This window comes from Bradyrhizobium sp. T-1 (genome assembly GCF_053592855.1).
Genome location: NZ_CM132115.1, coordinates 3,875,100 through 3,896,538 on the forward strand (window position 1 = coordinate 3,875,100; position 21,439 = coordinate 3,896,538).

General features: G+C 64.5%; 21 protein-coding genes. 20 read left to right on the forward strand and 1 reads right to left on the reverse strand.

Annotation, left to right across the window (positions count from 1 at the left end):
• Position 1 precedes the first annotated feature (1 nt).
• From nuoG to mtnK, 14 genes are all read left to right on the forward strand, one after another.
• Entirely contained in the window at positions 2-2,077 is a 2,076-nt protein-coding gene (nuoG, locus tag ACWAT4_RS18645) for an NADH-quinone oxidoreductase subunit NuoG (RefSeq protein ID WP_212300927.1), read from the forward strand.
• Positions 2,078-2,082: 5 nt separating this feature from the next.
• Positions 2,083-3,150, forward strand: a complete 1,068-nt coding sequence (gene nuoH, locus ACWAT4_RS18650; RefSeq protein WP_212300926.1) for an NADH-quinone oxidoreductase subunit NuoH — start codon at positions 2,083-2,085, stop codon at positions 3,148-3,150.
• 8 nt (positions 3,151-3,158) lie between these two features.
• Positions 3,159-3,653 (forward strand): NADH-quinone oxidoreductase subunit NuoI, encoded by a 495-nt coding sequence (gene nuoI, locus ACWAT4_RS18655; protein ID WP_191093171.1) that lies wholly within the window; start codon positions 3,159-3,161, stop codon positions 3,651-3,653.
• A gap of 9 nt (positions 3,654-3,662) precedes the next feature.
• Complete coding sequence (locus tag ACWAT4_RS18660; RefSeq protein WP_212300925.1) at positions 3,663-4,301, forward strand: NADH-quinone oxidoreductase subunit J; 639 nt, start codon at positions 3,663-3,665, stop codon at positions 4,299-4,301.
• Positions 4,298-4,606, forward strand: coding sequence for an NADH-quinone oxidoreductase subunit NuoK (gene nuoK / locus ACWAT4_RS18665; protein WP_008547737.1), 309 nt, complete (start codon positions 4,298-4,300; stop codon positions 4,604-4,606). The genes ACWAT4_RS18660 and nuoK overlap by 4 nt, the downstream gene beginning before the upstream one ends.
• A 63-nt stretch (positions 4,607-4,669) precedes the next feature.
• Entirely contained in the window at positions 4,670-6,751 is a 2,082-nt protein-coding gene (gene nuoL / locus ACWAT4_RS18670) for an NADH-quinone oxidoreductase subunit L (protein ID WP_449731082.1), read from the forward strand.
• Complete coding sequence (locus ACWAT4_RS18675) at positions 6,752-8,260, forward strand: NADH-quinone oxidoreductase subunit M (RefSeq protein ID WP_212300923.1); 1,509 nt, start codon at positions 6,752-6,754, stop codon at positions 8,258-8,260.
• A 22-nt stretch (positions 8,261-8,282) separates the two neighbouring features.
• Complete coding sequence (gene nuoN / locus ACWAT4_RS18680; RefSeq protein WP_212300922.1) at positions 8,283-9,719, forward strand: NADH-quinone oxidoreductase subunit NuoN; 1,437 nt, start codon at positions 8,283-8,285, stop codon at positions 9,717-9,719.
• Between the two features lies 1 nt (position 9,720).
• On the forward strand, positions 9,721-10,527 hold the full coding sequence (locus tag ACWAT4_RS18685; RefSeq protein WP_212300921.1) for a biotin--[acetyl-CoA-carboxylase] ligase: 807 nt from the start codon (positions 9,721-9,723) through the stop codon (positions 10,525-10,527).
• On the forward strand, positions 10,527-12,197 hold the full coding sequence (locus ACWAT4_RS18690) for a ribonuclease J (protein WP_212300920.1): 1,671 nt from the start codon (positions 10,527-10,529) through the stop codon (positions 12,195-12,197). Before ACWAT4_RS18685 ends, ACWAT4_RS18690 begins: the two co-directional genes overlap by 1 nt.
• Positions 12,198-12,249: 52 nt before the next feature.
• Positions 12,250-12,654 (forward strand): methylmalonyl-CoA epimerase, encoded by a 405-nt coding sequence (gene mce, locus ACWAT4_RS18695; protein ID WP_212424534.1) that lies wholly within the window; start codon positions 12,250-12,252, stop codon positions 12,652-12,654.
• A 9-nt stretch (positions 12,655-12,663) separates the two neighbouring features.
• Positions 12,664-12,939 (forward strand): DUF1467 family protein, encoded by a 276-nt coding sequence (locus ACWAT4_RS18700; RefSeq protein WP_212300918.1) that lies wholly within the window; start codon positions 12,664-12,666, stop codon positions 12,937-12,939.
• A 55-nt stretch (positions 12,940-12,994) separates the two neighbouring features.
• Positions 12,995-13,342: a hypothetical protein gene (locus tag ACWAT4_RS18705; RefSeq protein ID WP_212300917.1), complete on the forward strand. Its 348-nt coding sequence runs from the start codon at positions 12,995-12,997 to the stop codon at positions 13,340-13,342.
• A gap of 33 nt (positions 13,343-13,375) precedes the next feature.
• The gene (mtnK, locus tag ACWAT4_RS18710; RefSeq protein WP_449731084.1) at positions 13,376-14,662 is read left to right on the forward strand and encodes an S-methyl-5-thioribose kinase; all 1,287 of its coding nucleotides are present in this window, start codon (positions 13,376-13,378) and stop codon (positions 14,660-14,662) included.
• A gap of 32 nt (positions 14,663-14,694) precedes the next feature.
• Here mtnK and ACWAT4_RS18715 read toward each other — a convergent pair whose 3' ends face one another.
• A complete protein-coding gene (locus ACWAT4_RS18715) occupies positions 14,695-14,982 on the reverse strand; it encodes a hypothetical protein (protein WP_449731085.1) in 288 nt (95 codons plus the stop codon).
• Positions 14,983-15,406: 424 nt separating this feature from the next.
• Between ACWAT4_RS18715 and ACWAT4_RS18720 the strand changes: the two genes are divergently transcribed.
• The 6 genes from ACWAT4_RS18720 to ACWAT4_RS18745 all read left to right on the forward strand — a co-directional run bounded on the left by ACWAT4_RS18720 (position 15,407) and on the right by ACWAT4_RS18745 (position 21,223).
• Positions 15,407-16,996: an ABC transporter substrate-binding protein gene (locus ACWAT4_RS18720; RefSeq protein WP_449731086.1), complete on the forward strand. Its 1,590-nt coding sequence runs from the start codon at positions 15,407-15,409 to the stop codon at positions 16,994-16,996.
• 59 nt (positions 16,997-17,055) lie between these two features.
• Entirely contained in the window at positions 17,056-17,979 is a 924-nt protein-coding gene (locus tag ACWAT4_RS18725; RefSeq protein ID WP_212301118.1) for an ABC transporter permease, read from the forward strand.
• Positions 17,976-18,797 (forward strand): ABC transporter permease, encoded by an 822-nt coding sequence (locus ACWAT4_RS18730; protein WP_212300914.1) that lies wholly within the window; start codon positions 17,976-17,978, stop codon positions 18,795-18,797. Before ACWAT4_RS18725 ends, ACWAT4_RS18730 begins: the two co-directional genes overlap by 4 nt.
• The gene (locus ACWAT4_RS18735; RefSeq protein ID WP_449731087.1) at positions 18,794-19,774 is read left to right on the forward strand and encodes an ABC transporter ATP-binding protein; all 981 of its coding nucleotides are present in this window, start codon (positions 18,794-18,796) and stop codon (positions 19,772-19,774) included. Before ACWAT4_RS18730 ends, ACWAT4_RS18735 begins: the two co-directional genes overlap by 4 nt.
• Positions 19,767-20,825: an ABC transporter ATP-binding protein gene (locus ACWAT4_RS18740; protein WP_449731088.1), complete on the forward strand. Its 1,059-nt coding sequence runs from the start codon at positions 19,767-19,769 to the stop codon at positions 20,823-20,825. Before ACWAT4_RS18735 ends, ACWAT4_RS18740 begins: the two co-directional genes overlap by 8 nt.
• A gap of 188 nt (positions 20,826-21,013) precedes the next feature.
• Entirely contained in the window at positions 21,014-21,223 is a 210-nt protein-coding gene (locus ACWAT4_RS18745) for a hypothetical protein (protein ID WP_212300911.1), read from the forward strand.
• Positions 21,224-21,439: the final 216 nt, after the last annotated feature.

Below are 21,439 nucleotides of genomic sequence, written 5' to 3' on the forward strand. Positions count from 1 at the left end.
CATGACCAAGCTCATCATCGACGGCAAAGAGATCGATGTCCCCGCCGAGTACACGCTGCTTCAGGCGTGCGAGGCGGCCGGCGCCGAGATTCCGCGCTTCTGCTATCACGAGCGGCTGTCGATCGCCGGCAATTGCCGGATGTGCCTCGTCGAGGTGAAGGGTGGCCCGAAGCCGGTCGCAAGCTGCGCCTGGGGCGTGCGCGATTGCCGTCCGGGCCCGAAGGGCGAGCCGCCGGAAATCTCGACCCGTTCGCCGATGGTGAAGAAGGCACGCGAAGGCGTGATGGAGTTCCTTCTGATCAACCATCCGCTGGACTGCCCGATCTGCGACCAGGGCGGCGAGTGCGATCTGCAGGACCAGGCGATGGGCTATGGTGTCGACACCAGCCGCTTCGCCGAGAACAAGCGTGCGGTCGAGGACAAATATCTCGGCGCGCTGGTCAAAACCTCGATGAACCGCTGCATCCAGTGCACGCGCTGCGTCCGCTTCTCGGCGGAAGTCGCCGGTGCTCCCGAGATGGGCGCGACGGGGCGCGGCGAAGACATGGAGATCACGACCTATCTCCAGCACGCGCTGACGTCGGAACTGCAGGGCAACCTCGTCGACATCTGCCCGGTCGGTGCGCTGACCTCGAAGCCCTATGCCTTCGCGGCGCGCCCGTGGGAGCTCGGCAAGACCCAGTCGATCGACGTGATGGACGGCGTCGGCTCTGCGATCCGCGTCGACACCCGCGGCCGTGAGGTGATGCGGGTGCTGCCGCGCATCAACGAGGCCGTGAACGAGGAGTGGATCTCCGACAAGACCCGCCACATCGTCGACGGCCTTCGCACCCAGCGCCTCGACCGGCCCTATATCCGCGAGGCCGGCAAGCTGCGTGCGGCGAGCTGGCCGGAAGCTTTTGCGGCTATCGCAGCCAAGGCAGCCCGGACCGACGGCAAGCGCATCGGCGCCATCGCCGGCGATCTTTCCGGCGTCGAAGAGATGTTCGCGCTGAAGGATCTCTTGGCGAAATTCGGCTCGGCCAATCTGGCAGTGCAGGGCGGCGACGCCTTCGATCCCGCGCTCGGCCGCGGCTCCTACATCTTCAACCCGACGCTCGCAGGCGTCGAGCAGGCCGATGCGCTGCTCATCGTCGGCGCCAATCCGCGGAAAGAGGCGGCCGTGTTCAACGCCCGCATCCGCAAGTGCTGGCGCGCCGGCGGCCTGAAGGTCGGCGTGATCGGCGCCAAGGCCGATCTGACCTACGATTATGACCATCTCGGCGCAGGCACCGAGACCCTCGGCGAACTCGCTTCCGGCAAGCATTCCTTCATGGACGTGCTGAAGAACGCCAAGAATCCGATCATCCTGGTCGGCGCGGGCGCGGCCTCGCGTCACGATGGCGCCGCCATTCTGGCTGCCGCCGCCAAGCTCGCGCTCGACGTCGGCGCGGTGAAGGACGGCTGGAACGGCTTTGGCGTGCTGCACGAGACCGCTTCGCGCGTCGGTGCGCTCGACATCGGCTTTGTCGCCGGCCAAGGCGGCCTGAACGGGGCGCAGATGACCACGTTCGGGACGCTCGACCTGTTGTTCCTGCTCGGCGCCGACGAGATCAAGGCGCCGGACGGCACCTTCGTCGTCTACATCGGCACCCACGGTGACCGCGGCGCGCATCGCGCCGACGTGATCCTGCCGGCTGCCGCCTACACCGAGAAGTCCGCGATCTACGTCAACACCGAGGGCCGCGTGCAGATGACCGGTCGCGCTGCATTCCCGCCGGGCGAAGCCCGCGAGGACTGGGCGATCGTCCGTGCGCTCTCGGAAGCGCTCGGCAAGAAGCTCGGCTACGACTCGCTCGCCGCCCTGCGCCAGGTGATCTTCAAGGCGGTGCCGCATCTGATCCGTCTCGACCAGATCGAGGCGGGCGCAGCCGACCAGATCAAGAAGCTGGCGGGGAAGGGCGGCTCGCCGGAGAAGGCGCCGTTCAAGGCTGTTATCGAGGACTTCTATTTGACCAACCCAATCGCGCGTGCGTCCGCCGTGATGGCGGAGTGCTCGCGGCTTGCCTCCGGGCAGATGCTGACCGCAGCGGAGTGAGCTAGATGGAATTCTTCGAAAGCGCATTCTGGACCGGCTTCCTCTGGCCGCTGATCATCATGATCGCGGAGAGCGTGCTGGTGCTCGTCGTCCTCCTGGTCGCGATCGCCTACATCCTGCTCGCCGACCGCAAGATCTGGGCGGCGGTGCAGATCCGTCGCGGCCCGAACGTGGTCGGTCCCTGGGGCCTGTTCCAGTCCTTCGCCGACCTGTTGAAGTTCGTGCTGAAGGAGCCGATCATTCCAGCCGGCGCCAACAAGGGCGTCTTCCTGCTGGCACCGCTGGTGTCCTGCGTGCTCGCGCTGGCGGCCTGGGCGGTGATCCCGACCAATCTCGGCTGGGTGATCTCGGACATCAATGTCGGCATCCTCTTCATCTTCGCGATCTCGTCGCTGTCGATCTACGGCATCATCATGGCCGGCTGGTCGTCGAACTCGAAGTACCCGTTCCTGGCCGCGCTGCGCTCGGCGGCGCAGATGGTGTCCTATGAGGTCTCGATCGGCTTCGTCATCATCACGGTGCTGCTCTGTGCCGGCACGCTGAACCTGTCGGCCGTGGTCGAGGCCCAGCACGTCCGCGGCCTTGCCAGCCTGATCGGGCTGCCGCAGCTGACCATCCTGAACTGGTACGTCTGGCCGCTGTTCCCGATGTTCGTGGTGTTCTACGTCTCGGCGCTGGCGGAGACCAACCGTCCGCCGTTCGACCTGGTCGAAGCGGAATCCGAGCTCGTCGCCGGCTTCATGGTCGAATACGGCTCGACGCCGTACCTGCTGTTCATGCTCGGCGAGTATGTCGCGATCGTCACGATGTGCGCGATGGCCACCATCCTGTTCCTCGGGGGCTGGCTGCCGCCGGTGGACCTGCCGCCCTTCAACTGGGTGCCGGGGATCATCTGGTTCTCGCTGAAACTATTCTTCATGTTCTTCCTGTTCGCGATGGCAAAGGCGATCGTGCCGCGCTACCGCTACGACCAACTGATGCGCCTCGGCTGGAAGGTGTTCCTGCCGCTCTCGCTGGTGATGGTGGTCGTGGTGGCCGGCGTGCTGCAATTCGCCGGCATCGCGCCGAAGTGAGGGCCGTCATGGGTATCAACGTCAACGCCACTGCACGCTCGCTTCTGCTGTCGGAATTCGTTTCGGCGTTCTTCCTCGCCATGCGCTATTTCTTCCAGCCGAAGCCGACGCTGAACTATCCGTTCGAGAAGGGCCCGATCTCGCCGCGCTTCCGCGGTGAGCATGCGCTGCGCCGCTATCCGAACGGCGAAGAGCGCTGCATCGCCTGCAAGCTGTGCGAAGCGGTCTGCCCGGCGCAGGCCATCACCATCGAGGCCGGCCCGCGCCGCAACGACGGCACCCGCCGCACCGTGCGCTACGACATCGACATGGTGAAGTGCATCTATTGCGGCCTCTGCCAGGAGGCCTGTCCGGTCGACGCCATCGTCGAAGGTCCGAACTTCGAGTTCGCGACCGAGACCCGCGAGGAACTGTTCTATGACAAGGCCAAGCTGCTCGCCAATGGCGATCGCTGGGAACGCGAGATCGCGAAAGCGATCGAGCTTGACGCGCCGTACCGGTGAGGTGAGGGCATGATCCTTCCCGCGCTCTTCTTTTATCTCTTCGCCGCCGTCTGCGTCGCCTCGGCCGTGATGGTGATTGTCTCGCGCAATCCCGTCCACTCGGTGCTGTACCTGATCCTGGCCTTCGTCAACGCCTCCGGCCTGTTCGTGCTGATGGGCGCCGAATTCCTGGCGATGATCCTGATCGTCGTCTATGTCGGCGCCGTCGCGGTGCTGTTCCTGTTCGTCATCATGATGCTCGACGTCGACTTCCTCGAGCTGCGCGAAGGTTTCATCCAGTATCTGCCGGTTGGTGTCGTGATCGGCGGCATCTTCCTGTTCGAGCTGCTCTTGACCGTCGGCGCCTGGGTCATCAATCCGACCGTGAGCAAGACGATCACGGCGCCGATCCCGACCAACGTCTCGAACACCGAGGCGCTGGGTCTCGTGCTCTATACGAAGTACGTCCACTACTTCCAGCTCGCGGGCATGGTGCTCTTGGTCGCCATGATCGGCGCCATCGTGCTGACGCTGCGCCACAAGGCGAGCGTGAAGCGGCAGGACATCAATGTTCAGAACGCACGCACGCCCGACATGGCGATGGCGATGCGCAAGGTGGCGCCGGGGCAGGGGCTCTCGGACGCGGATGCTGCGGAGTGGGTGAAATGACGATCGGGCTCGGACATTATCTGGCGGTCGGCGCGATCCTGTTCACGCTCGGCATCCTCGGCATCTTCCTGAACCGCAAGAACATCATCGTCATCCTGATGTCGATCGAGCTGATCCTGCTCTCGGTCAACATCAACCTGGTGGCATTCTCGACCTTCCTTGGCGACATCGTCGGCCAGGTCTTCGCGCTGCTGGTCTTGACCGTTGCGGCCGCCGAAGCCGCGATCGGTCTCGCCATCCTGGTGGTCTATTTCCGCAACCGTGGCTCGATCGCGGTTGAGGACGTCAATCTGATGAAGGGCTAACGCATGATCCGGAAAAGTGGGTACCGGTTTTCCGGTCAGATCATGCGGAAAGAGAAATAAGTCATGGTTCAGGCAATTGTTTTCCTGCCGCTGCTGGGCGCCATTTTGGCCGGCCTGATCGCGCTCGTCGGCGCGCATGGCCGCAACCCCTCGGGCGACGAGGTCGAGCATCACGGCGATCACGGCCACGGCGACGCGCACGCGTCGGCGGCCCATGACGACCACGGTCACGATGATCACGCTCACGACGACCACGGCCACGGTCCGGTCGAGCCGGCGGCCGCCGGTTCACGCGGCGCCGAGCTGATCACGACCGCCCTGCTGTTCGTCTCGGCCGCGCTGTCCTGGATGACGCTGGTCGATGTCGGCTTCAATGGCCATGACGCCCGGTTCCAGCTCTTGCCTTGGATCTTCTCAGGCGAGCTCGAGGTCTGGTGGACGCTGCGCGTCGACACGCTCACCGCCGTGATGCTGGTGGTGGTGACGACCGTGTCCTCGCTCGTGCACCTCTATTCCATCGGCTACATGGACGAGGATCCGAACCGGCCGCGCTTCTTCGGCTATCTCAGCCTGTTCACCTTCGCCATGCTGATGCTGGTGACGGCCGACAACCTGGTGCAGCTGTTCTTCGGCTGGGAGGGCGTGGGCCTGGCGAGCTACCTGCTGATCGGCTTCTGGTATCAGAAGCCGTCCGCGAACGCCGCCGCCATCAAGGCCTTCGTGGTCAACCGCGTCGGCGATTTCGGCTTCGCGCTCGGCATCTTCGCGATCTTCATGCTGACGAGCTCGACCGATTTCGAGACCATCTTTCATGCCGCTCCCGGCCTGACCGGCAAGACCATCAACTTCCTTGGCTGGCATGCCGATGCGCTGACGCTGACCTGCCTGCTGCTGTTCATGGGCGCGATGGGCAAATCGGCGCAGTTCCTGCTGCACACCTGGTTGCCGGACGCGATGGAAGGCCCGACCCCGGTGTCGGCGCTGATCCACGCCGCGACCATGGTCACCGCCGGCGTGTTCATGGTGGCGCGCCTGTCGCCGTTGTTCGAGCTCGCCCCGTACGCCCAGGCCGTCGTGATGTTCTTCGGCGCGACCACGGCGTTCTTCGCCGCGACCATCGGTCTCGTCCAGAACGACATCAAGCGCATCGTCGCCTACTCGACCTGTTCGCAGCTCGGCTACATGTTCGTGGCGATGGGAGCAGGGGCCTATTCGGTCGGCATGTTCCACCTGTTCACGCACGCCTTCTTCAAGGCGCTGCTGTTCTTGGGCTCCGGCTCGGTGATCTACGCGATGCACCACGAGCAGGACATCCGCAACATGGGGGGCCTCTGGAAGAAGATCCCGTACACGTTTGCGGTGATGACCGTCGGCACCTTGGCGCTGACCGGCTTCCCGCTGTTCGCCGGCTATTTCTCCAAGGACGCGATCATCGAGGCGGCCTATGCCTCGCACAATCCGTTCTCGACCTACGCCTATCTGCTGACGATCGTGGCCGCCGGCCTGACCTCGTTCTATTCCTGGCGCCTGGTGTTCAAGACCTTCTTCGGCGAGCCGCACGACCAGGAGCACTACGAGGCCGCGCATGAGAGCCCGATCTGGATGCTGATCCCGATCGGCGTGCTGGCGGTGGGCTCGGTCCTGGCCGGCTTCCCGTTCAAGGAGCTGTTCACCGGACCGCACGGCGTGGAGGAGTTCTTCCGCGAGTCCGTGAAGATGAACCCGCATATCCTCGAGGATATGGAGCACATGCCGCATCTCTTGGGCTGGCTGCCCTTCGTGATGATGGTTGGCGGCTTCCTGGTGTCCTACACCTTCTATATCCGCAAGCCCTACCTGCCGGTCGAGCTCGCGAACACGCAGCCGATGCTGTACCAGTTCCTGCTCAACAAGTGGTACTTCGACGAGCTCTACGAGATCATCTTCGTCCGTCCGGCGAAGTGGATCGGCTACCAGCTCTGGAAGAAGGGCGACGGCTTCATCATCGACGGCTTCGGACCCGACGGCATTTCGGCCCGTGTGCTGGACGTCACCCGCAACGTCGTGAAGATCCAGACCGGCTATCTCTATCACTATGCATTCGCCATGCTGATCGGCGCCGCCGGCCTGATCACCTGGTTCATGTTCGGCTTTGGAGGCCAGTAAATGACAACCTGGCCCATTCTTTCGGTCACGACGTTCCTGCCGCTGGTCGGCGCGCTGATCGTGTATCTGAGCCGCGGTGATGACGAGGCGGCCAAGCGCAATTCGCGCTGGATCGCGCTCTGGACCACGCTGATCACCTTCGCGGTATCGGTGATCCTGGTCATGCGCTTCGACCCGGCCAATGCCGACTTCCAGTTCGTCGAGAAGGCGGCCTGGCTCGCCACCGGCATCACCTATCACATGGGCGTCGACGGCATTTCGCTGCCGCTGGTGATCCTCACCACCGCCGTGATGCCGTTCTGCATCATCGCGAGCTGGAAGGCGATCACCAACCGCGTCCGCGAATACATGATGGCGTTCCTGATCCTGGAAACGCTGATGATCGGCACCTTCTCGGCGCTCGATCTCGTGCTGTTCTACCTGTTCTTCGAGGGCGGCCTGATCCCGATGTTCCTGATCATCGGCGTCTGGGGCGGTCCGCGCCGGGTCTATGCGTCGTTCAAGTTCTTCCTCTACACGCTGCTCGGCTCGGTCCTGATGCTGCTCGCCATCATGGCGCTGTACTGGAACGGCGGCACCACCGACATCCCGACCCTGATGCACACCGCCGTGCCGCGGTCGTTGCAGACCTGGGCGTGGCTCGCCTTCTTCGCCTCGTTCGCGGTGAAGATGCCGATGTGGCCGGTGCACACCTGGCTTCCCGACGCACACGTCGAGGCGCCGACAGCGGGCTCCGTGGTTCTCGCCGCGATCCTCTTGAAGATGGGCGGCTACGGCTTCCTGCGCTTCTCGCTGCCAATGTTCCCGTTGGCTTCGCATGACTTCGCGCCGCTGGTGTTCACCATGTCCGCGATTGCGATCATCTACACCTCGCTGGTGGCGCTGATGCAGGAGGACATGAAGAAGCTGATCGCATACTCGTCGGTGGCGCATATGGGCTTCGTCACCATGGGCATCTTCGCCGGCACCATGCAGGGCGTCGCCGGCGGCGTGTTTCAGATGATCTCGCACGGCATCGTCTCCGGCGCGCTGTTCCTCTGCGTCGGCGTCGTCTACGACCGCCTGCATACCCGCGAGATCGCGGCCTATGGCGGCCTCGTCAACCGGATGCCGCTCTACGCGCTGACCTTCATGATCTTCACCATGGCCAATGTCGGTTTGCCCGGCACCTCCGGCTTCGTCGGCGAGTTCATGACGCTGCTCGGCACCTTCAAGGTTTCGATCCCGACCGCGTTCTTCGCCACCTTTGGCGTGATCCTGTCGGCCGGTTACGCGCTGTGGCTTTACCGCAAGGTCGTGTTCGGAGCGCTGGTCAAGCCGTCGCTGGCGAGCATGAAGGATCTCACCTTGCGCGAATGCGTGACGCTGTTTCCGATGATCGCGCTGACGATCCTGTTCGGCATCTATCCGAAGCCGGTGCTCGACATGTCGGCCGCCTCGGTTCAGCAACTCGTCAACAACTACAACACCGCTGTGACGGCCGTGAAGGCCGCCGCACTGCTCCATTGATCGGGCAGGTCAGGATATCGCCATGAGCTTTACGACTGCAGGTTATCAACTGGCGCCGGTGCTGCCCGAGCTCGTGCTCGCGATCGGTGCCATGGCGCTTCTGATGCTTGGCGCCTATCGCGGGCAGGGGACCACCAGCACGGTCACCACGATCGCGGTGCTGCTGCTGATCGTGGTCGGCGTGCTCGAATACACGCTCCCGGCTGGCAAGCAGGTGACCTTCGGCGGCAGCTTCATCGTCGACGATTTTGCGCGCTTCATGAAGATCCTCGCGCTGATCGGTTCGGCGGTGACGCTGATCCTGTCGACCGAGTTCCTCGCCGACGCGTCGCGCCGCATCTTCGAATATGCGATCCTGGTGCTGCTTTCGACGCTCGGCATGATGGTGCTGATCTCGGCCGGCGATTTGATCTCGCTCTATCTCGGCCTCGAGCTGATGTCGCTCGCGCTCTATGTCGTGGCGGCCTCGAACCGCGACAACGCCAAGTCGACCGAAGCCGGCCTGAAGTACTTTGTGCTCGGCGCGCTATCCTCGGGTATGCTGCTGTATGGCTCCTCGCTGGTTTACGGATTCACCGGCACCGTGAGCTTTACCGGCATCGCCACGGCCGCGACGATCTCGAACACCGGCCTCGTCTTCGGCCTGGTGTTCCTGCTCGCCGGCCTCTGCTTCAAGGTCTCGGCCGTGCCGTTCCACATGTGGACGCCGGACGTGTATGAGGGCGCACCGACGCCCGTCACCGCCTTCTTCGCCTCCGCGCCGAAGGTCGCCGCGCTCGCCGTGTTCACCCGCGTCACGCTGACCGCATTCCCGGGCATCGTCTCGCAGTGGCAGCAGATCCTGGTGTTCGTCGCGATCGCCTCGATGGCGCTGGGCTCGTTCGCCGCGATCGGCCAGAGCAACATCAAGCGCCTGATGGCGTATTCCTCGATCGGCCACATGGGCTTTGCGCTGGTCGGCCTTGCCTCCGGCACGGTCGAGGGTGCGCAGGGCGTGCTGATGTACATCGTGATCTATGTGGCGATGACGCTCGGCTCGTTCTCGATCATCCTCGCGATGAAGCGCAACGGCCAGGCCGTCGAGCAGATCAGCGATTTCGCGGGTCTGTCGCGCACCAATCCGCTGCTCGCCTTCATGTTCGCGATGTTGCTGTTCTCGCTCGCGGGCGTCCCGCCGCTCGCCGGCTTCTTCGCGAAGTGGTACGTCTTCGTCGCCGCCATCAAGGCGAACCTGTTCACGCTCGCCGTGATCGGCGTGCTCTCCAGCGTCGTGGGCGCCTACTACTATCTCGCCATCGTCAAGACGATGTATTTCGACGAGCCGGCCGGTCAGGTCGATCCGGTCAGGGTCGAGGTCAAGACGGTGCTGGCGGTCTTTGGCCTGTTCAACATCCTGTTCGCGTTGTTCGCGGGTCCGGTGGTGAGCGTCGCTTCCGCCGCCGCCAAGTCGCTGTTTTAGGATGGGGTTCGCGCTCGGTCCTCGCGCATTGGCCGCGGGCTACAAGCTCGCAGCGTTGGAGCGGACCGGCTCGACCAACACTGATGCGATCGAAGCGGCCCGCGCCGGAGAGCGCGGCCCGATCTGGTTCGTGACAGACGAGCAGACGGCAGGCCGCGGCCGCCGCCAGCGGCCCTGGATCGCGCCGAAGGGCAATCTCGCAGCCAGCGTCCTCGAAGTCCTGGACATCGCGCCCTCAGTGGCCGCGACGATCGGCTTTGCCGCAGGGCTGGCGGAGGAGGCGGCGCTGGAGAAGGTCAGCTTGGAGGCTGCGCTGCGGCTTGGCCCCGACCGGCCGCGATACGCGCTGAAATGGCCGAATGACGTCCTCGCCAACGGCAAGAAGCTGGTCGGCATTGGGTTGGAGGCCGAAGCGGTCGGCGACCAGCTGGCCATCGTCGTCGGCATCGGCACCAACATCGTGGCAGCCCCGGAGGGCACGCCGACGCCGGCCGTGTCGCTCGCGGCCCTCGGCGTCCAGATCAGCGCGGCGGAGCTGTTCTCGGCGCTGTCGGACTCCTGGGTCGAGTTCCGCGGTATCTGGGACAATGGCCGCGGCTTTGCCGATATCCGTAAGCTGTGGCTGGAGCGCGCCGCCCGGCTTGGCGAGCCGGTCGCGATCCACACGGGAACCAAGGTGCTGGAAGGTATTTTTGACACGATCGACGACGCCGGCTGCCTGATCGTCCGCACCGCGGAAGGCCGGCTGGTGCCGGTGGCTGCGGGCGAGGTGTTCTTCGGCCCTGCGCGGTCGGTGGGAGCTGCGTGATGGCGAGGCCCGACGAACTGGTATTTGCGCCGCTGGGCGGCGTCGGCGAGATCGGCATGAACCTGTCGGTCTACGGCCTCGGCAACCGTCACCAGCGCGCCTGGTTGGCGATCGATCTTGGCGTCTCCTTCGGCGACGAGGAGCATTTGCCCGGCATCGATCTGATCATGCCGGACATCAGCTTCCTGGAGAAGGAACGCAAGAACCTGATGGGCCTGGTGCTGACGCACGCCCATGAGGATCATTTCGGCGCGATCATCGACCTCTGGCCGAAGCTGAAATGCCCGATCTATGCGACGCAGTTCAGCGCGGCGCTGTTCGAGGCCAAATGCGCCGCGGAGCGCAATGCGCCCAAGATCCCTGTCACCGTGGTTCCGTCAGGCGGCCGTATCGATGTCGGCCCGTTCAACGTCGAGTTCATCCCCGTCGCGCATTCAATTCCGGAAGCGCATGCGCTGGCGATCCACACCTCAGCCGGCACGGTGCTGCACACCGGCGACTGGAAGATTGATCCGACCCCGACGCTGGGACGTCCGACCGACGAGAAGCGGCTGCGCGAGCTCGGCGAGGAGGGCGTGCTCGCCCTGATCGGCGATTCCACCAATGCGGTGCGCGACGGCCGTTCGCCGTCCGAAGCTGAGGTCGCCCGCACCATCATCGATCTGGTGAAGGCTGCCAAAGGCCGCGTTGCGGTCACGACCTTCGCCTCCAACGTGGCCCGCATCAAGGCCGTCGCCGATGCCGCGAAGGCCGCCGACCGCGAGGTCGTCGTGGTCGGCCGCGCCATGGAGCGCGTGGTGCAGGTGGCGCGCGAGACCGGCTTTCTCGACGGCGTGCAGAATTTCCGCTCACCCGAGGTCTATGGGCATCTGCCGCAGGACAAGGTGCTGGCGCTCTGCACCGGCAGCCAGGGCGAGCCCCGCGCCGCGCTGGCCCGCATCGCCAATGACGACCACCCTGAAATCACGCTCAACCGCGGCGACAGCGTGATCTTCTCCTCGCGCACCATCCCGGGCAACGAGAAGGCGGTCGGCTCGATCATCAACAATCTGGTGCTGCAGGGCGTCGAGGTCCTCACCGATCGCGACCACCTGGTTCATGTCTCCGGCCATCCCCGCCGCGACGAGCTGCGCGACCTGATCTCCTGGGTGAAGCCGCAGCTCCTGATCCCCGTGCATGGCGAAGCCCTGCACCTGAACGAGCACGCAAAACTCGCGCGCGCTGCCGGCGTGCCGCGTGTCCTGGTCATTCGCAACGGCGACCTGGTCAAGCTCGGCCCCGGCGATCCCGGCGTGGTCGGCGAGGTGCCGTCGGGCCGGCTCTACAAGGACGGCGCGATCCTGGAGGATTCGAAGTCCCGTGCGGTGGTCGAGCGTCGCCGCATGGCGTTCTCCGGCTGTGCCTTCGTCGCCATCGCCATGACCGCGCAGGGCGAGCTTGTCGACGAGCCCGAGGTCGATCTCGTCGGCATCCCCGAGAAGAACCGGGCCGGCGAGCCGTTCGACGACATCGTGTTCGACGCCGTGATGTCCACGATCGAGGGGCTGCCGAAGGCACGGCGCCGGGATCCGGACGCGCTGGCTGAATCGGTGCGACGCGCTGTCCGGGCCGTCATCAACGAACATTGGGGCAAAAAGCCCCCCTGTCTGGTACACGTCCTGACGGTGTAATCGTGTCGGCACGGTCTCGGTTGTCCGGATCATGCGCTGAGGGAGAAGAAACATGCTGGGTCGCCTCAACCACGTCGCGATCGCGACCAGGGACGCCGTCAAGGCCGCCAAGATCTACGGCGCGGCGTTCGGGGCGCAGATTTCGGAAGCCGTTCCGCTGCCCGAGCACGGCGTCACCACGGTGTTCGCGACGCTGCCCAACACCAAGATCGAGTTCATCGAGCCGCTCGGCGAGGCCTCGCCGATCGCGAAGTTCCTCGAGCGCAATGCCGATGGCGGCATCCATCACGTCTGCTACGAGGTCGTCGACATCATCACCTCGCGTGACACGCTGGTGAAGGAGGGCGCGCGGGTGCTCGGCGACGGCGTGCCGAAGATCGGTGCCCACGGCAAGCCGGTGCTGTTCCTGCACCCGAAGGACTTTTCCGGCGCGCTGGTCGAAATCGAGCAGGCGTAAGGCCCGATCATGGCCATCCAGATATCGACCGCGCTCGCGATCTACTTCGTGATCTGGTGGATCGCGCTGTTCTTGACGCTGCCGTTCGGCGTGCGCAGCCAGCACGAGGACGGCGTCGGCGCGCCGGGCACGGACCCGGGCGCGCCTGTTCTGACCGGCATGAAGCGCAAGCTGGTCTGGACCACGATCATCTCGGCGATCATCTATGGCCTCGGCGTTGCCGCCTATCACGCCGGCTATCTCTCGCTCGAACGTCTGTCGAAATTGATGGGAATGCCGTTTTAGGCTTTCCCGCCGGCGTGCTGGATTTTCCGCGTTGCGTCGTTACGGGGGGACATGAATGACTTTTCAGAGGATCGCCGTTGCGCTTCTGGTGCTGATCGTCGCCGGTCTCGGCGGCATCGGTTATTTCGAATGGAAGATGGCCGTGCAGGTGCGCACGCTGAAGGCGTTCGTCGAAGGCTACGTCTTCAACGAGGCGGTGATGGCCTGCGAGCAGGCCAAGAGCTCGACGCCGTTCAAATGGAACGGCGGAAAAAGCACCTCGGTGATCGGGCTGAACTCGGTCAAAACAGACAAATACACCGTCAGCGCCAGCTACACGCTGGTGGCGGACAGCGTCTATTGTGATTACGATCCAATCAAAAGAAAGGCCGAGATCGGCTCGAGCTTCCTCGAGCGGGAGTAACGATCCGGCCATCAAACATGGGATGGGATCGTCATGACGCAGGGGCAGGGGGACTATCGGATTCTGCAGGAAGCGGCGTTGCGGGATTATCTCGCGAGCCTGCCTGACATCACAGCGCTGCTCGGCGGAGCGCCGGCGGCCTGGGTCATCACCGAGGTCGGCGACGGCAACCTCAATTTCGTCTTCATCGTGAAGGGCGCGCGCGGCGGCATTGCCGTGAAGCAGGCGCTGCCTTACGTCCGCCTCGTCGGCGAGAGCTGGCCGCTGCCGCTGTCGCGGGCGCATTACGAATATCTCGCTCTGTCCCGGCAAGCCCGGCTCGCGCCCGGCCTCGTGCCGGCGCTGCTGCATCACAACGAGACGCTGGCGCTCACCGTGATGGAGCTGCTCGAGCCCCACATCATCATGCGCAAGGGGCTGGTCGCGGGTGCGTGCTATCCGCGCTTCGTCGACGACATCACCACCTTCATGGCGCGGACGCTGTTCTTCACCTCGGATCTCGCGCTTCCTGCTGCCGAGAAGAAGGAGGCTATCGCGGCCTTCGCCGGCAATCACGCGCTGTGCAAGATCACCGAGGACCTGATCTTCACCGATCCCTACCGCATCGCCGGGCAGAACCGCTGGACCACGCCGCATCTCGATGCGCTCGCCGCATCCTTGCGCGACGACATGGAGCTGCATGTCGCGATCTCCCGGTTGAAGCTCAAATTCATGGCGAGCCCGGAAGCACTGCTGCATGGCGATCTCCACACCGGCTCGATCATGGTGACGGAGGGCGAGACGCGGGTGATCGATCCCGAATTCGCTTTCTACGGCCCGATGGGCTTTGATGTCGGCGCCGTGCTCGCCAATCTTCTGATGGCCTATTTCGCTTCCGCCGGCCACGAGCGCGCGCCTAGTGAGCGGCGCGACTTCGAGGCCTGGGTGCTGGAGACGGTCGAGCAGGCTTGGGGCGGGTTCGCTCAGAAGTTTCTCGATCTCTGGCGGTCGGGGGCCAATGGCGATGCCTATCCCGTCTCGCTCTTCGCCGGCGAGAAGGGCGCGGCGCGGTTGGAGGCCGAGCGGCAGGCCTATATGCAGCGGCTGTTTACCGACACGGTCGGCTTTGCCGCCGCCAAAACCATCCGCCGCATCTTCGGCCTCGCCCACAATATCGACTTCGAGCTGATCGAGGACCCCAGGAAGCGGGCGATCAGCGAGGCCCGCGCCGTGCGGCTCGCGCGAGGGATGATGGTGGAGGCGGTGGCGTTTCGGACGATCCTCGACGTGACGGGCGCTGCGCGAAAATTGCGGGATTGGCAGCCGGAATTGTCAGGCTGACAGTCGCAATGACGGGCGGAGATCGTCGTGCGTCAATACAGCCGCATGGGCAGCGGCGCGCCGTCCGGGCCGGCCAGCAGCCCCCAGGTCTCGTTGGCGGCGACATCGAACTCGCGGCTCTGTGGCACGCTACCATCAACCTTGAGGGTGACCTTGTACTTGCCCGGCGGCAGATCGAGCTTCTGGCTAAGCGGCAATTCGCCGGCCTCAGCGTCGGAGTCCATCAGGTCTTCCCCGGCGTGAGCCGCGAGTGCGATGGTTCGCTCATTGACGGTGATTTCAGCCGCTTCATCCGTGTGGTTGCCGAGCAACAGCCTCACTTGCCCCGGCTCCGGCAGGAAGCCGGCCGTGGCAACCGCCCGCTTGCGCAGCGAGAGGTCGGCGACTGTCGTGGTGCCCTGACGGACAAGCCGGAGCAGCGCCGGCCCATCGGACGCCGTCCCGGGCCGGATCCGGCGTCACCGGGATCGCCATCGCGGCCGTGGCGGCGAGCAGACTGCCGGCGAGCAAGGCCCCTAGCGTTCGACGATTCATTTTTTCCGCGATCCTTCGCGCCCGGATGATGATCCTGAGCTTGGTCGCGTCGGTCAGGAAATATGTTCACTGACCTGGCTCGTTCGATGACGCGCCGCGTCAATCGGCGTCCTTCGGGAACCGCTCTCCCTCAAAAACGAAGCTTGCGCTCGACCGGCCGCGGATGGTCAACTCGCGGACCGGAAGACACCTGCGTTGTTTGGGGGACACATGATGTTCAGGAAGATCGCAATCGTCGCGGGCTTGGGGCTGGCGCTTGCCGGGGCAGCTGAGGCCCAGACACCGCGCAAGGGCGGTACCATCCGCATGACCGCGCCCTATGGCTCGAGCTTCACCAGCCTCGACATTCACACCACCCAGCGCGCCCAGGACGAGATCTACGCCAAGGCCCTGCATCGCTCGCTCTACACCTGGGACTCCGCGGAAGGAAAGCCGGTTCCGGAACTTGCGAAGGAGGTCACCGTCTCGGGCGGTGGTCTCGTTTACACCTTCAAGCTCCGCGACGACGCCTATTTCCACAACGGCCGCAAGATGACGGCCGATGATATCATCTGGTCCTACAACCGCATTATGGACGGCACCAAGGCCTATCCTGGAGCGCGTTTTGTCCGCGTGATCGAGGGTGCGGCCGCGGTCGAAAAGGGGCAGGCCAAGGAGATCTCCGGCCTGAAGAAGATCGATGACTTCACCCTCGAGATGAAGCTGACCGAGAAGGTCGATCCCGGCTTCTATTTCTTCACCGCACTGACCTCGATCTATCCCGCCGACGAGGGTGCCAAGGAAAGCTTCATCCAGCATCCGATCGGTCTCGGTCCGTTCAAGTTCGTCGAGCACGTGCCGGGCTCGCGCATCGTCCTTGACCGGTGGGAGAAGTTCTACAAGCCCGGCAAGCCCTATGCCGACAAGGTGATCGTGTCGATCATGGGCGAGGCGGCGGCGCGCGATGTCGCCTTCCGCAACAAGGAAATCGATACCTCGGTGCTCGGACCGGCGCAGTATGTCGCCTATCAGGCTGATCCCAACCTCAAGGGCACCATTGTCGAGGTTGCCGAGGTCTTCACGCGTTACATGGGGATGAATCCCGCGTTCAAGCCGTTCTCCGACAAGCGCGTCCGGCAGGCGATCAACTACGCGATCGATACCGATTTGATCATCAGCAAGCTGGTCAAGGGCAAGGCCTATCGCGCCACCAGCTGGCTGCCGCTGACCTCGCCCGCCTACGACAAGGCGATGAAGCCGTACGCTTACGATCCCGCCAAGGCCAAGCAGTTGCTCACGGAGGCCGGCTATCCCCAAGGCTTCGAGTTCGAATGGACCACCAGCCAGAATGAAAGTTGGGGCCTGCCGATCGTCTCGGCCGTGATCCCGATGCTGGACAAGGTCGGCATCAAGGCGAAGGTCAAGCAGGTCGAGACCGCGGTGCTGGCGGAGGTGGTTCGCACCGGCGACTACCAGGCCTTCATTTATTCCCAGCAGAGCGGTCCGGACCCGCTGGCTGCCCTCAAATGCTTCCACTCGTCGACGCCGCAGCCGGCCTGCAACTACATGAATTTCAAGAATGCCGACTTCGACAAGATCCTCGATGAGGCGGGACAGGCCGACGACGCTGCCAAGCGCACGCAGCTGCTGCAGAAGGCCAATGCGCTGCTCTACGAGGAGGCGCCGGTCTGGTTCTTCAACTACAACAAGGCGGTCATGGCCGTGCAGCCCTGGCTCCACGGAATTCAGCAGAACCCGACCGAGCTGACCCACCAGAACACCGAGGAGCTCTGGGTCGACGAGACCTCGCCCGCAAAGTGACACGCGTTCTCGTGCTCCCTCCATCGTCATGAGCGATGGGGGGAGGGAAGAAAGTGCCGATGCTCTCCTTCCTGATCCGCCGCCTGCTGCAATCCATTCCGACCGTGCTCGCCGTCGTGCTGCTGGTGTTCGTGCTGTTCAGCGTCGTTCCCGGCAGCATTGTCTCGAGCATGAGCGACGACGCCGATCCCCAGGTCGAGCTGCGCCTGAAGCAGCAGCTCGGCCTCAACGATCCCGTCTACGTGCGTTTCGGCACCTACATCGCCAAGCTCGCCACCGGTGATTTCGGGACGTCGTTCCGGACGCGCGAGCCTGTGACGGCCATGATCGCCAAGCGGGCCTGGCCGACGCTGCAGCTCATCTTTGCGGCCATGGCGTTTTCCGTCGTGCTCGGCGTGCCGCTCGGCTTCATCGCCGCACTGCGGCCCGGCGGACTTGTCGACAGTGCAGCAATGGTTCTGGCCGTGTCGGGCCTTTCCATCGCAAAGTTCTGGCTCGGGCTGGTGCTGATGTATCTGTTCGCCCTGAAGCTCGGCTGGCTGCCGAGTTTCGGCTACGGCGATGGCGGCCTGAAATATCTGCTGCTGCCGGCGGTGACGCTCGGCGTCTCGCCGATGGCGCTGTTCGCCCGGACGACGCGCGCTGCGGTCCTTGAGATCATGACCGCCGATTTCGTCCGCACCGCGCGTTCGAAGGGCATGAGCGAGACCCGCGTCGTGAAATGGCACGTGATGCGCAACGCCCTCGTCATCATTCTCACCACCGTCGGCCTGCAGTTCGGCGGGCTGATGGGGCAGGCGGTCGTGGTCGAGAAGCTGTTTTCCTGGCCGGGCATCGGCTCGCTGCTGGTGGACAGCGTCCTGCAGCGCGACATTCCGGCCGTCCAGGGCTCCATCCTGGTGGTGGTGCTGGCCTTTCTCGCGATCAATCTGCTGATCGACGTGCTCTACGGCGTGATCGATCCCAGGATCAGATACGCATGAAGCTCCGCGCCAATCTCATCATCGGTGGCGCCTTGTTCGCGCTTGCGATCATCGTCGGCGTGCTCGCGCCCTGGCTGGCGCACACCGATCCCGTGCTCGACGCCAATTTGCTGAACGCGGAGGAGCCGCCGAGCTGGACCTGGTGGTTCGGGACCGACGACCAGGGCCGCGATATCTATTCCCGCGTCGTCTACGGCGCCCGCGTCTCGCTGACGGTCGGCATCATCTCGCAGCTCATCAACAGCGTGATCGGCGTGGCCCTGGGGCTCAGCGCGGGCTATTGGGGCGGCTGGTGGGACGATTTCGTCAACGCCCTGACTAATGTCATGCTCGCGATCCCTTCGCTGATCTTCGCGCTCGCCATCATGGCGGTGCTTGGACCCGGCCTGACCAGCCTGCTGATCGCACTCGGGCTGACCAACTGGTCCTTCACGTGCCGGATCGCACGGGCGTCCGCGCTGTCGCTCAGAAACCAGGGCTATGTGCAGGCGGCCACCGTGCTCGGTTACAGCGATTTGCGCATCATGATCACGCAGCTCTTGCCGAACATGCTGGGGCCGATCGTCGTCATCGGCACGCTCGGCATGGGCAGCGCGGTCCTGTCCGAGGCCGCCTTGTCGTTCCTCGGCCTCGGCGTTCGGCCGCCATTCCCAAGCTGGGGCAGCATGCTGTCGGATGCCCGCGACCAGATCACGACGGCGCCGTGGCTCTCGGTGTTTCCGGGGCTGGCCATTTTCCTGACCGTGCTCGGCCTCAATCTGCTCGGCGATGGCCTGCGCGACATTCTCGATCCTCAGTCGCGGAGCCGGCGGGCATGACGGGCGCGCCGCTGATCGAAGTCGAGGATTTGCGCATCGATCTCGACGATGGATCGAAGCGCGTTGCGGCGGCCGAGGGTGTCTCATTCCGCATCGATCGCGGCGAGACGTTCGGCCTCGTCGGCGAATCCGGCTGCGGCAAGAGCATCACGGCGCTCGCCTTGATCGGCCTGCTGCGGCCGCCGCTGTCGATCGGCAGCGGTGTCATCCGGTTTGACGGGCGCGAGATCCAGCACCTGTCCGCCGCCGCGCAGCGCGATCTGCGCGGCAACCGGATCGCCATGATCTTCCAGGAGCCGATGACGGCGCTCAATCCGGTCTCGCCGGTGGGACGGCAGATCGCCGAGATGTTCGTGCTGCACAAGGGCAAGAACTGGCGGGAGGCCAATAAGCTGGCGGTCGAGGCGCTGGCGAGCGTCCGCGTTCCCGCGCCGGAGCGGCGCGTCAACGACTACCCGCACCAACTCTCCGGCGGGATGCGCCAGCGCGTGATGATCGCCATCGCGCTCGCCTGCGGTCCGGATCTCTTGATCGCCGACGAGCCGACCACCGCGCTCGACGTCACCGTGCAGGCCGAGATCATCGAGCTGATGCGAAATCTCTGCGCCGAGCGCGGCACGGCGATCCTGATGATCAGCCACGATCTTGGCCTTGTCGCAAATGTCTGCCGCCGCGTCGCCGTCATGTATGCCGGCCGCATCGTCGAGGAGCGCGGCTCGGCCGATATTTTTCGCACCCCCTCGCATCCCTATACGCAAGGCCTGGTCGCCTCGCTGCCGCGGCTCGGCAGCCGTGCTGCGCTTGGCCGGAGCAGGCTCAAGGAGATCGCAGGCGTCGTTCCCGCCATCACGAATTTCCCGGAAGGCTGCCGGTTCAATCCGCGTTGTACGCAGGCGACCGATATCTGCAGGACCGTTGCGCCGCCGGCGGATTTGCTGGAGGCGGGCGGCTTGGTGAGGTGTCACCACCATGCATGAGCCCAAGAGAAAATCGGGTGAGAGAAAATCGGGTGAGGGCAGGGCGGACGACGATCTCATTCTCAGCGTCGAGGATCTCGCGGTTCATTTTCCTGTTGGCGGCGGTCTGCTGGGCCGTGGCCAGCGGCTGCTGCGCGCGGTCGACGGTGTCGATCTCAAGCTGAAGCGCGGCGAGTGCCTCGGCCTCGTCGGCGAGTCCGGCTCGGGCAAGTCGACGGTCGCCTTGTCGATCCTTGGCCTGCTGACGCCGACGCGCGGCCGCATCGTGCTGGACGGGCAGGTGGTGACGGGCCGGCCATCCGGCGATCGGAAATCGCTGGCCCGCATCGTGCAGATGGTGTTTCAGGATCCCTACGCCTCGCTCAATCCGCGCCAGACCGTGCGGCGCACGCTGGAAGATCCCCTGCGCGTGCACGGCGTGACCGCAAAAAGCGAGATCGAGGATCGCGTCGCGACCATGCTGAAGCATGTCGGCCTGCGGCCCGAACAGGCCGACCGCTACCCGCACGAGTTCTCGGGTGGCCAGCGCCAGCGTATCGGCATCGCGCGCGCCCTGATCCTCAATCCCAAGATCGTCATCTGCGACGAACCGGTCTCGGCGCTCGACGTCTCGATCCGCGCCCAGATCATCAACCTGCTGCTCGAATTGAAGGACACGCTCGGTCTGTCCTACATCATGATCAGCCACGACCTCGGCGTCGTCGAGCACATGAGCGACCGTGTCGCCGTGATGTATCTCGGCCGCATCGTCGAGAACGGCGACTGGCGCGAAATTTTTGAACGGCCGGCGCACCCCTATACGCAGGCCCTGATTGCCGCCATTCCCGATCCCCTGCACCATGCGCCGCTCGCGACGACAGGCGGCGATCTTCCCAATCCGCTCAACCCGCCGAACGGATGCGCTTTCAGCCCACGGTGCCGCTACGCGGAAGATTTGTGCCGCCACGAGCCGGGGCCGGTGCTGGAGACGCGGCCTGATGGGCATGCCGTGAGGTGCTGGCGGAGCGAGGAGATCCGTGCAACGGGCCTCGCTCTATCACCGTCACCCTGAGGTAAAGCGCAGCACCGAGCACGCCGACCACCGCTGCGTTGACGCCGCGCATGGCCTGTGCACTGGCGCGCTTCCAGGAAGGAGTTCCAATTGGAATTGGAACGACACCACGCGTCGTCCGTTGATGCGCCGTCGCGCCGGACGCTTCCTAGTCTGGCGGAGCCATAGTAGCAGCGAGGAGACCGACCATGGCAAGTGCGGCAGACCGCGATCCCCGACACCATACCCAGAAGATGCAGAAGGCGCTCCACGATATCCGGAACCACCTGCGTGAGGACATTTCGAAGGTCGACGAGCCCCAGCTGAAGGCGATGTTCGAAACCTCCGCCGAGGTTCTGGGTGGGCTCGAGAAGGCCTTCAAGGACTACGAGCAGAAGAACGAAAAGGCTTGGCGCTGAGGGAGCCCGGCGGCACGCTTGGTCTGAGAGACTTTTCGGCAATCTACCGAAGTCGTCCGTTTCTGGAGAAAAAATCGAAAAAGGGTCACGGAGGTCGTGAATCAAAATGGTGCGACCCGTTGCAAGTTGTAAGCTGTCCACTCCCTCTTGATAGTAGGCAGCCAACCGCGTCGTGCGAAAACTACGGGGTTGGCGGCCGTTATGCGAACGGCTAGG